The following is a 9,735-nucleotide window of genomic DNA, read 5'->3' as shown; positions in this document are numbered from 1 at the left end:
CGCTGGCGAGCACTGCGCCGCATCACCGCCAGCCCCCGCAGAATCGGCGCCTACGTCAAAGCAGCGCTCGTCCTCACCCACATCGAACAACTCCAGCTACGCACTTCTTGCTGAGATCACCTCACTGTGTCGGTGCTGTGTCGGGCAGGCGAATAATGCTCGGTGACGGGCAGGCCGCTACGACCTGGCATTCGGTCCCAGGAAACGGTCGAAGATCGCTCCGGTCGCCACGATCACCACCGCCTTGTCGAGGACGTCGATGGTGGCGTCCTTGCGTGACCAGGTCCACGGCTTGCCGAGCCCGAGCGCCGTGATCATGACCAGGTCCTGGGTGTAGATCGCGCCAAACGTCGCCGCTGCCCCTCGCAGACCGCGGAGGCCCTTGTGCGCAGCGACGCCGTAGGCGGCGCCCCACATGGCGCCCAGAGCGGTGTGGGCCGCGTAGTTCAGCCGTTTCTTCCCCGCCTCGGTGCTGGGGCTCACGGGCAGCAGCTTTTGGGCGAGCTCTGCTGGGCCGTAGCTGTCCTCACGCTGCGAGATTGGCATCTCGACAAACTTCTGGAACGCGGTCATGACGACGCTGCCGGCCACACCGGCCAGCGCGCCCCGACCGACGTTCACCGCGAGAGAGGGGCGTGTGGTTGCACGCTTAACAATCGACATGGCGCTCGCTTACCCCATCGGATGGCCCTCACGCCTCACCGGACCGAGCAGGTTCGCCCAGCGCTGATCCCCAGACAGATCGCCTACCTGGTCGGCCCCGCTTCTCCTGTGCCGGAGCGGGGTAGCGGGCCGGCATGAGTCTCACCACGGGCAGCGGGCCGTTCGGCCAGCGCCCCGCCGGCAGGTTCAACTTCGACCCGCACGCTCCCGAGCACGTGCTCTACCTGGAGCACTCCCCGCGCCGGGTACGGGTGCTGCTCGGCGATGCGACGGTCGCCGACAGCGACGACATACGACTGCTGCACCCGCCGGGGCGCACGCCGACCTACCTGTTCCCGCGCGAGCACGTGCGCACCGAGCTCTTCGAGCCCAGCGGACACCGGAGGTCCGACCCAGGAATGGGCGAGCGCACCTACTGGAGCCTGCGGGCCGGCGACCACCACGCGCCGGACGCCGCCTACTCCTGGGAACAGCCCCCGGACAGCGCGGCGGCGATCGCGGGACGCGTCGCCTTCGACTGGGACTCGGTCAGAGTCTTCGAGGAGGACGAGGAAGTCTTCGTCCACCCACGTGACCCCTACACCCGCATCGACGTGCTGCGCAGCTCCCGGCACGTCCGGGTGACGGTCGACGGCACGGTCGTCGCCGAGTCGTCCCGACCGCGGATGCTGTTGGAGAGCGGGCTGCCGGTGCGGTGGTACCTGCCACGCGAGGACGTTCGGACCGACCTGCTCGAGCCCAGCTACACGACCACCCGCTGCCCGTACAAGGGGATCGCGCACTACTGGTCACTGCGGCTGGGCGATCGACACCACCAGGACCTGGTGTGGACCTACCCCGAGCCTTTCCACGACGCCGAGGCCGTCCGCGGACTGCTGTGCTTCCCTGGCGAGCGAGTGGACGTCGAGGTGCACGACGCCGAGCGCGGGTGAGGTGCCTCCGGCGGGGGACAGGCGTCGCCAGCGGCCGGTGCCGGCGACGGTGACGTCGCACCGCACCTTTGCGCCGTCCTCGAGTTCGACGACGGTGTCCTCACCGTCTCGCCGCACGCGGGTGGGGCTGGTGCCGGTGCGCACGTCGATGCCTTCGCCGCGCAGGTACTGCGCGGTGAGCTCACCGACCCGCGTGTCCTCGCGGGACAGCAGCCGACCGGACCAGCTGATCACGCTGGGACACCGGCCGATCCGGGCCGCGATCACCTTGCCCTCGGCCTGCTCGGCGATCCCGCGAGAGATCTCCTCCCGATCGTCCTCCGGTCAACTGCCGTTGGGGCCGGGACCCATCGCAGCGGCGAAGGCCGCCGCCAGCCGCGTCCCGAGCTCCCCGTCGACCTGTTCCCACCACGACACAGCCGCTGAGATTCAGGCCGTCCGGCGCACCGTCGAGGGCCACGATCCGCCGGGCCACCGGGGCCGCCCGGATGGCGTCGAGGGTGTCGCCCACCGCGGCGGCGGCTATCGCGGCCGCCTGCTCGGGGCTGCACGGCGGGCTCAGGCGGGTCTTGCTGCGTCCCCGGCACCGGGCCAGCACCACGCTCATGTCGCGGACCGTCCGCACCGTGCCCAGCAGCGTCCCGGTGACCTTCGATCGCGAGCGCCTCACGCATCGCTTGGGCGCCGTAGCCGCCGGTGCCCAGGCAGGTGACCAGCTCACGGGTGAGCGCGCCGCGACCGTGCACGTAAAAGGCCTGGTTAATCGCCTCATGGGAAATCCGCATCGACCCGTCGTCGGGGAAGTCGATTGGCAGGCGGTGCGCGATCTGTTCCGGGCTCCACGCCGTGGCCCACCGTCGGTCTTGACGTCGCGGCTTGTTCCGGCCCTTCCACGCAGCCGTCGCCGGTCCAGGCACCGGCGTGCCGTCTGGGCGGCTCACCTGCTCGGCGAGCCGGTCTTGCACGTAACCGCGCAGCCGGTCGTCGACCACCAGCTCCGCCGGTTTCGGGCGGCGGGCGGCCCGTTCGGCTTTCCGCTGCGCGATCGAGACGCGGTACTCCAGCCGGCCGTCACGGGTGGCGGCGTTGCGCCGCAGCTCCCGCGACACCGTCGAGGGCGCCCGGTTGATGCGGCGCGGCAGCGGGGCGGGCCCCGCGTGGCCGGTGCGCGGCGAGACGGGCGGTCCCAAGATGCGCTCGCCGTGTGGCCGCTGTAGAACGAGACAGTTGCATTCTCAACTGGGTAGGAGCGCGCCATGCCGGACGTGAACGTCGCCGTCGTCTACTACAGCGCCACGGGCAGTGTCTAAACGCTGGCCCGGGCCGCGGCCGAGGCCGCCGAGCAGGCCGGCGCGGAGGTGCGGCTGCGCAAGGTGCACGAGCTCGCACCGAAGGAGGCCATCGAGTCCAACGAGGGCTGGAGCAGGCATGCGTTGGAGACCCAGGATGTCCCCGAGGCGAGCTTGGAGGACCTGGAGTGGGCGGACGTGCTGGTCCTCGGCTCGCCGACCCGCTATGGGTTGCCGACCGCTCAGCTCAAGCAGTTCATCGACACCACCGGGCCGCTGTGGGCGCAGGGCAAGCTGGTGAACAAGGTGGCGACCTCGTTCACCTCCACGGGCACCGCGCACGGCGGGCAGGAGACGACGATCACCGCGATCAACAACACCTTCTACCACTGGGGGGCGATCATCGTGCCGCCCGGCTACGCCGACCCGATCCAGTTCCAGGCCGGCAACCCCTACGGTGCCTCACACATCTCCAACAACGGCGCCAACCCGCCCGGGGAGACCGAGCTGGCCGCGGTCCGCTTCCAGACCCGCCGCGCCACCGAGATCGGCGCAGCGCTCAAGCGCGGGATGGCCGCCGCGTCCTGACCTTGCGCGTTCAGACGGCCGGCTCCCGCTCCAGGAGCCGGCCGTTGCTCTGGCACTCATCGGTCGGCCGTTGCGGCATCCTCACTACCGGCGAGGGCCAGCTGGACTGGCTTCTCCAGGTCGAAGTGAACGATTCTCTTTCCGCGATTCGTTTAATCGCGGCAAGGGTCGCCGGGATGCCCTCATGGGCCTCTCGGGTGCGGTCGGTGATGCGCTGCTGGGCTTCCTTGCCGTAGCGGTTGAAGAACATCGCGATGCCGTCGGGGAGGAACTCCCAGGACTCGGTCACCAGGGTGCCGCCCTCGACCGGGGCGAAGGTGAAGCCCCAGCGCACGTACGAACCGCCGACGACGAAAGCGAACTCACGGCCGCGGTCTGCCACCACGACCTGGCTGCGGGTCTCCCAGCTGCGCTCGGGCAGCTGATTGCGTCCGGTGAACCAAGCGCCTTCGCGGGCGGATTCGCCCTCGTCCCACCAGCAGGTCTTGCAGATCGGACTCCACTCCCCCGTGCGCGACACGTCCGCGACCATGTCGTACAGCGCCTCCGGTGAGGACCCCACGACGGTGGACTCCGCATGGGTGAGGCTGCTCATCGGCGCAGTCTCCCAGCGGTCCACCGAGCCGCTTCCTGCTGGGGCTACTTCTTCAGCCGCCGACTGCCCCCGTGCCAGTCCTCTTCCACGCCCACCTCATCGACGTCCACCCCGAGACCGCGCAGCTGCGGGCGTTCGCGCAGGCTGCGCTTCAGCTCGGCGAACCCGGGAAACGAGGCCAGGCCCACGACGTAGTCCCACAGCCGGACGGCGTCCTGTTCGGCGGGCAGTCGGCTGATCACCGGCCCGAAGAAGGCGACCCCGGTCGGGGGCTGGAAGTGGATGATCGGGGTGCCGACGTCCTTGCCGGTCAGCGCCAGTGCCTCGTCGGTCTCCGCCCGGATCACCGGGTCGAACGTCGGGTCCTCCAGAGCGTCGGCGAGGTCGGCGGGCAGGCCCGCCTCGGCCAACACCGGCTCGAGAAAGCCGCGGGTGCCCCGGCGTTCGCGGGCGCCAGGGGTGTCCTCGGTCTCGGCCGGGACGTCGAAGATGCGCCGCCCGAACGCGGCGTACAGCGGCCCGACCGCGGCCGGGCCCTGCTCGGCCCGGGTTCGGGCGGCGACCCGCAGCAGACGCAGCCCGGCCGTGTGGCCGGCCTCGTACTCCGGGGGGAACTGCGCGTCGTAGTCGACGTTCGCATTGATCATCCGCAGTGAGATGAACCGCCAGTCGACCGTGTACTCCCGCTGTGCCATGACACTGCGGACCCACTTGCTGGTCATCCATGCGAAGGGGCAGACCGGGTCGAAGTAGAAGTGGATGTCCGCGTCGGCCATGCATCGAGGCTAGCCGCCGCCTCCGCGCTCGGTGCCGCGATCGCTGCCGCCTGGAGCGACGCGCTGGCTGACGACGGGCGGGTGGTGCGGTTGTCACCGAATCGGCGAGCGAGCAGGTGCTGCGGGAGGACACCGCCCGGGGGAAGGTCAGGTTAGCGTGGGTGCATGCCGCCGACCGTATTCGCTGGAGGCGAGGCGGGCGCTTGGGAAGTCGAGAGCATTGACCCGGTGACCGGTCCGTCTCTGCCGATGGTGCCCCGGCTCGCTGTTTTCGAGGACTCGGCGGGCGCGGGCAACCTCGATGCCGCTTGGATGCTGCGGGGGCGGACCAGTAACAGCCGCTACACCCGGCGCGACGAGCAGGAGACGCTCTCGGCTCGGCAGGCCGGGCTCGGTCGCCCGGAAGCCACCCGCGCCGCACTGATTCCGATCACCAAGTCCCACGCGTGGTGGGCTCTCGCCCAGGACGAGCGGCGGGAGCTGCTTGAGGAGACCTCCCACCACATCGCCATCGGGATGCAGTACCTGCCTGCGGTGGCCCGCCGGCTCTACCACGGCCGGGATCTGGGCGAGCCCTTCGACTTCCTCACCTGGTTCGAGTACGTCCCCCGAGACGCGCCTGCGTTCGAGGAGCTGGTGTCCCGGCTCCGCGCAACCCCGGAGTGGGACTACGTGGAACGCGAAGTCGACATCCGCCTCGCACGCTGAGCTACGTCAGAGCCCTCACCCCCGTCTCGTTGGCCGATCCACTACCGGACAAGATCGCCCCTACAGGAGGGTGAGCCGTCACCCGGCCACATAGCGCTGCGAGTCACAGCATTGACCGGGCGGTCGGCTCGGCAGGGGACCGTCTCACTTCCAAGGAAGCGAGACACCTGATCGTGGGCCACATGACGCACCTCGACGGGAAACGTCACCGGAGGGGGGTTTACTGGCACGAAGTAGCCGCTACACCCGGTCTCACCTGCGGCGGTCCCGGCAGACGGCCTCAGCGGACCCCCGCGGCCTGCCCCCGCATCGATGGCCCGGACACCAGCGCAGAGGACCGGTGAGCGTCGAGCTGCCGCCGAGCTCGTGGCCATCCTGACCGCGCACCCGGACCTGCCGGTCATCGCCTGGACGGTGGGTCCGGCCGGGGCCACGCTGACCGGTCAGGTCAACGGGCTGGCCCCCGCCGAGTAGGTCCGGGCCGAGTTCACGGCGTGGCAGGCCGCGCTGGGGCTCGATGCGCACACCGAGTCGCTGTCCGGGCCGGGCGTGACCCGGCTGCGGGCGTTGTCGCCCCGCAACCGGGTCTGTCTCGGGTTGACCGCCACCGTCTTCGACGACGGGGACGACCGATGAACCCCGCCGCGCGGGCAGACCGGCGCCCAGCAGCACCGACGCCGCGGCCGGCCTGGGTGCTGGAGAAGCTGATCGGCGTCGTCCGCCCCGAGTTCCGGGCCGATGTGCTGGTGTTCGACCCGCGCGACCCGGTGTTCGGTGGTCCCGCCTGCGCGGTGGCCGGATGCGTGCGCACCGCCCGAGGCCGGGGGTTGTGCGGGGCGCATCAGCTGCGATGGCGCAACCAGGGCAAGCCCGATCTCGACCAATTCACCGCCACGACAAGCCCGGTGATCGCCTCCAAGTTCGGCAACGGTCCCGCCGCCCCGGTGCCGCCCAGCGAGTGCCAGGTCAACCTCGCGGACCTGGGTCCACAGCTGCGCCTGGAGGTCCAGTACCTGCTGCAATGCCGTCGCGATGACCACACCGCCCAGGCCCCGGTGGACACCGTCGCCCGCATGGTGCGCCTGCTGGCCGCGCTCTCGGTGACCTCGCTGCTGGACTGAGACGAGCCCACCTGGCGGGCCCGGTTCGGCCGGGCAGCTCCCAGGGACGACCGACCCCGGGCGCTGCTGCTCTACGGGTTGCGCAAGCTCGAAGACCTCGTCGAGGACCACGGCTGGGACACCGAATACCCCCGCGACGTCTGGCGGCTGCGCCGACTGGGCCAGCGAACCGGAGACGGGTGCCCTGCTCGGCTGCGCTTCGACGGCATCCCCCAACCATGGCTGAAGGACCTGGCCAAACGCTGGGTGCGGTGGCGGCTCTCCGCCGGGTTGGGCAGCACCCCAGCGGCCCGCTGCGTCAGCGCGCTCACCCGCTTCGCCCGCTTCCTGTCCACTACCCCCGCCCGAGTCGATCGGCTGGCCGACATCGACCGGGCCGTGCTGGAGCACTACCTGGCCGACCTGCACGCCCGCTTCGCCGGGCGAGCCGTGCACCGCAGCGACATCGGGCTGCTCAACGCGTTCTTCCAGGCCATCCGCCAGCACGGCTGGGACCCCACGTTGCCCGCGACCGCTCCGTTCTACCCGGAGGACTACCCCAAGACCGGCGAACAGCTGCCCCGAGCGGTGGCCGAGCACGTGATGGCCCAGGTCGAGCACGCCTCCAACCTCGACCGCTGGGACAACCCCGCCTACCGGTTGATCACCATCGTGCTGATCCGCTGCGGGCTGCGGGTCTCCGACGCGCTCAAGCTGCCGTTCGACTGCATTGTCGCCGACGCCGAGAACGCCCCCTACCTGCGATATTTCAATCACAAGATGAGGCGGGAGGCGCTGGTCCCGATCGACGAGCAACTCCGCGAGATGCTCGGCGAGCAACAACGACGCGTCCTGCAGCACTGGCCCGACGGCGCCGCACTGCTGTTCCCCCGCCCGATGACCAACCCCGACGGCGGCAAGCCGATCGGCGCCGGCACCTACCGCGGCGCGCTCGAGCGCTGGCTGCGCCGCTGCGACGTCCGTGACGAACACGGCCGGCCGGTGCACCTGACCCGCACCAGTGGCGCCACTCCCTGGGCACCCGGTTGATCAACCGGGACGTGCCCCAGGAGGTCGTCCGCAAGATCCTCGATCACGACTCGCACGCCATGACCGCGCACTACGCCCGTCTGTCGGACACCACGATCCGCCGGCACTGGGAGCAGGCCCGCAAGGTCAACGCCACCGGGCAGACGGTGACCCTCGACCCCGACGGACCACTGGCCGAGGCGTCCTGGGCCAAGCAGCGGCTCTCCCGCGCCAACCCAGGCACTGCCCAACGGCTACTGCAGCCTGCCGCTGGTTAAGACCTGCCCGCACGCCAACGCCTGCCTGACCTGCCCGATGTTCCTGACCATCGCCGAGTTCCTGCCCGAGCACCGCCGCCACCACCGGCAGCTCCTGCAGATCATCACCGCGGCCGAGGCCCGCGGTCAGGCCCGCATGGCGGAGATGAACCGGCAGGTCACCGACAACCTCGAGAAGGTCATCACCGCGCTGGAACACGACACCGACACCCCGCAGGAGAGCGCCGATGCGTCCTGACCCCACCGCGGGCATGATCACCGCGGCCCGCCGGCGCAGCGAGCTGACCCGCGCCAAGGCCATCCGTGCGCTGCGCGAACTCGACGGCAGCGGCGCCCCGATCAGCTTCGAAGCCGTCGCCCACGCCGCCGGGGTCTCCCGGTCCTGGCTCTACGCCCAGGCCGATCTGCGGGCCGAGATCGAGCGCCTCCGCCAGGCCACTCGACGCGCGCCCGCACCGCCGGTCCCCGCCATCCAGCGGGCTTCCGACGCATCCCTGCTCGCCCGTCTACAGGTCATGACCGAACGCAACCGCCAGCTCGCCGAGGAGAACCAGCGCCTGCGCCGCCAACAGGCCCACGCCCTCGGCGACCAGCGGACCACCACGCGCAGCACCCAGCAACCGCCTCCGGCGGCGCCACCCACCGTCGCAGTTCAATAACGATCACTTCCCTGGTCAACGGCAGAGGATCAGCCCCAGGATCGGTGGCGCGCGGTCAACGCCCCCCATCTGGTCGCCCTCGTCCGCGCCGGCGCAGTGTTCGAGGCCGGCAAGCTCGTCGAACGACCCGAGCAGCACCCCCAGCCAGACGCCGCCTAAAAGATCTTCATCCACAGGTCTTGACTATTGCTCCGCGCAGCAGCGGCACCACACCAGGCCGGATGATCCGCGCGCTGGCGCAGTACTCGCCCACCAGTTCACCCGAGTACCACAGCCGGCAGGACTCAGGCGGGGACCGCCATCTCAACTTGCGCGAGACTCAGGACAATCTCCAGCGAGGGTTCGCTGTCGGTCTGAGGTTGCAGGGACCGCGATGGGGATGCCGAACGGGTCCGCTGCGCTCAGCCCGGATGACGGTGCGGGCTCAGGGCCGGGCATGGCTGCTCGCCGTGCCGACCGTCGCAGCAGCTAGCCAGCAGGCGTTCGAGGGAGCCTCGCAGCTCGGACAGGGCGGCGAGCTTGTCGTCGAGTTCGGCGATCTTCGACCGGATTTCCATGTCGCCGCAAGGGACCGCCGCGCGCGGGTTCAGTGGCTCCGCGAGCAACCCCCGGCGCTCGTAGTAGCGCAGGGTCTCCACGTGGACACCGCCCGCCTTGGCCAGCTCACCGCTGCGCATGCCTCCAACTCTACGACGCGGCCGTCCGCCGGCGGAGGGCGCGTAAGGGTCCGGGCGACCCGTTCGGGCAAGGACTTGACTCCGTATCCGCCTACGGGGTTGACCCTGTCGGGGACGTCCACGCCGGGCGTCCGAGCTGAGGCTTTGTGAGTCCCAGCCGAACCGCCTTAAGGACCGAAAGGATGCAAGATGGGACCCATCCGCAAGCTGACTATCTTTGCTGTCGCTCCGCTTAGTAGTACTTTGTTACGTGTGTCGTTCCCGCTGATCCGGCTCGTCGTGTGATCTTGTTCTGAGCTGTGACGCCGGAGGAGATGGACCAGGTCAGGCCGCGGCTGGAGGCGTTCGCCGCCGAGATGCTCGGCGGGCTGGCCCGGTCGGACCAGCGGGCCAAGGGCGAGCTGTATCTGCGCGGGTTGCTGCTGGACGGTAAGCGGAAGT

12 protein-coding genes and 4 pseudogenes are annotated in these 9,735 nt (G+C 70.2%); 10 read left to right on the top strand and 6 right to left on the bottom strand.

The features are described from left to right. Positions 1 to 177: 177 nt before the first annotated feature. A complete protein-coding gene (locus KME75_RS36425; RefSeq protein WP_219419493.1) occupies positions 178 to 621 on the bottom strand; it encodes a hypothetical protein in 444 nt (147 codons plus the stop codon). Positions 622 to 797: 176 nt separating this feature from the next. Between KME75_RS36425 and KME75_RS36420 the strand changes: the two genes are divergently transcribed. Then, on the top strand, positions 798 to 1,595 hold the full coding sequence (locus tag KME75_RS36420; protein ID WP_219419492.1) for a DUF427 domain-containing protein: 798 nt from the start codon (positions 798 to 800) through the stop codon (positions 1,593 to 1,595). A gap of 42 nt (positions 1,596 to 1,637) precedes the next feature. Here KME75_RS36420 and KME75_RS47150 read toward each other — a convergent pair. Next, positions 1,638 to 1,862: pseudogene (locus KME75_RS47150) on the bottom strand (FAD-dependent oxidoreductase); the annotation flags it as partial. Between the two features lie 425 nt (positions 1,863 to 2,287). Then, a pseudogene (locus tag KME75_RS44295) lies at positions 2,288 to 2,758 on the bottom strand (transposase); the annotation flags it as partial. 150 nt (positions 2,759 to 2,908) lie between these two features. Here KME75_RS44295 and wrbA point away from each other — a divergent pair. Further along, the gene (gene wrbA / locus KME75_RS36415) at positions 2,909 to 3,472 is read left to right on the top strand and encodes an NAD(P)H:quinone oxidoreductase (protein ID WP_281424843.1); all 564 of its coding nucleotides are present in this window, start codon (positions 2,909 to 2,911) and stop codon (positions 3,470 to 3,472) included. 10 nt (positions 3,473 to 3,482) lie between these two features. Here the strand turns inward: wrbA and KME75_RS36410 are convergent, their stop codons facing one another. Then, positions 3,483 to 4,067, bottom strand: coding sequence for an SRPBCC family protein (locus KME75_RS36410; protein ID WP_219419491.1), 585 nt, complete (start codon positions 4,065 to 4,067; stop codon positions 3,483 to 3,485). 44 nt (positions 4,068 to 4,111) lie between these two features. After that, positions 4,112 to 4,843, bottom strand: coding sequence for a mycothiol-dependent nitroreductase Rv2466c family protein (locus KME75_RS36405; protein ID WP_219419490.1), 732 nt, complete (start codon positions 4,841 to 4,843; stop codon positions 4,112 to 4,114). Positions 4,844 to 5,071: 228 nt separating this feature from the next. Between KME75_RS36405 and KME75_RS36400 the strand changes: the two genes are divergently transcribed. The 7 genes and pseudogenes from KME75_RS36400 to KME75_RS47480 form a co-directional block, all read left to right on the top strand. Beyond that, on the top strand, positions 5,072 to 5,551 hold the full coding sequence (locus tag KME75_RS36400) for a chlorite dismutase family protein (protein ID WP_308283407.1): 480 nt from the start codon (positions 5,072 to 5,074) through the stop codon (positions 5,549 to 5,551). Between the two features lie 632 nt (positions 5,552 to 6,183). Then, a complete protein-coding gene (locus KME75_RS36395; protein ID WP_219419488.1) occupies positions 6,184 to 6,672 on the top strand; it encodes a hypothetical protein in 489 nt (162 codons plus the stop codon). Between the two features lie 78 nt (positions 6,673 to 6,750). Then, positions 6,751 to 7,701, top strand: coding sequence for a tyrosine-type recombinase/integrase (locus KME75_RS36390; protein ID WP_219419487.1), 951 nt, complete (start codon positions 6,751 to 6,753; stop codon positions 7,699 to 7,701). Positions 7,702 to 7,712: 11 nt separating this feature from the next. Continuing rightward, positions 7,713 to 7,958, top strand: a complete 246-nt coding sequence (locus KME75_RS36385) for a hypothetical protein (protein ID WP_308283406.1) — start codon at positions 7,713 to 7,715, stop codon at positions 7,956 to 7,958. Positions 7,959 to 7,995: 37 nt separating this feature from the next. Continuing rightward, the gene (locus tag KME75_RS36380) at positions 7,996 to 8,196 is read left to right on the top strand and encodes a hypothetical protein (protein ID WP_219419485.1); all 201 of its coding nucleotides are present in this window, start codon (positions 7,996 to 7,998) and stop codon (positions 8,194 to 8,196) included. Next, positions 8,186 to 8,617 (top strand): DUF6262 family protein, encoded by a 432-nt coding sequence (locus KME75_RS36375; protein ID WP_219419484.1) that lies wholly within the window; start codon positions 8,186 to 8,188, stop codon positions 8,615 to 8,617. Before KME75_RS36380 ends, KME75_RS36375 begins: the two co-directional genes overlap by 11 nt. Before the next feature lie 27 nt (positions 8,618 to 8,644). Beyond that, positions 8,645 to 8,776: pseudogene (locus tag KME75_RS47480) on the top strand (IS256 family transposase); the annotation flags it as partial. 242 nt (positions 8,777 to 9,018) lie between these two features. Here KME75_RS47480 and KME75_RS36365 read toward each other — a convergent pair. Continuing rightward, complete coding sequence (locus KME75_RS36365; protein WP_219419482.1) at positions 9,019 to 9,294, bottom strand: MerR family DNA-binding transcriptional regulator; 276 nt, start codon at positions 9,292 to 9,294, stop codon at positions 9,019 to 9,021. A 314-nt stretch (positions 9,295 to 9,608) separates the two neighbouring features. Here KME75_RS36365 and KME75_RS47475 point away from each other — a divergent pair. Further along, positions 9,609 to 9,735: pseudogene (locus tag KME75_RS47475) on the top strand (IS701 family transposase); the annotation flags it as partial.

Origin of the sequence: Pseudonocardia nigra, assembly GCF_019396355.1 — a bacterium.
In the GTDB taxonomy this organism is placed as follows: domain Bacteria; phylum Actinomycetota; class Actinomycetes; order Mycobacteriales; family Pseudonocardiaceae; genus Pseudonocardia; species Pseudonocardia nigra.
The sequence above is the reverse complement of the archived record's forward strand: the minus strand, read 5'-3'. Positions and strand labels throughout refer to the sequence as shown.

What these genes read in the sequence shown, in the direction of transcription:
- KME75_RS36420 (WP_219419492.1), top strand. Translation starts at nt 798, where the DNA reads ATGAGTCTCACCACGGGCAGCGGGCCGTTCGGCCAGCGCCCCGCCGGC.
- KME75_RS36410 (WP_219419491.1), bottom strand. Translation starts at nt 4,067, where the DNA reads ATGAGCAGCCTCACCCATGCGGAGTCCACCGTCGTGGGGTCCTCACCG.
- KME75_RS36405 (WP_219419490.1), bottom strand. Translation starts at nt 4,843, where the DNA reads ATGGCCGACGCGGACATCCACTTCTACTTCGACCCGGTCTGCCCCTTC.
- KME75_RS36395 (WP_219419488.1), top strand. Translation starts at nt 6,184, where the DNA reads ATGAACCCCGCCGCGCGGGCAGACCGGCGCCCAGCAGCACCGACGCCG.
- KME75_RS36380 (WP_219419485.1), top strand. Translation starts at nt 7,996, where the DNA reads ATGTTCCTGACCATCGCCGAGTTCCTGCCCGAGCACCGCCGCCACCAC.
- KME75_RS36375 (WP_219419484.1), top strand. Translation starts at nt 8,186, where the DNA reads ATGCGTCCTGACCCCACCGCGGGCATGATCACCGCGGCCCGCCGGCGC.
- KME75_RS36365 (WP_219419482.1), bottom strand. Translation starts at nt 9,294, where the DNA reads ATGCGCAGCGGTGAGCTGGCCAAGGCGGGCGGTGTCCACGTGGAGACC.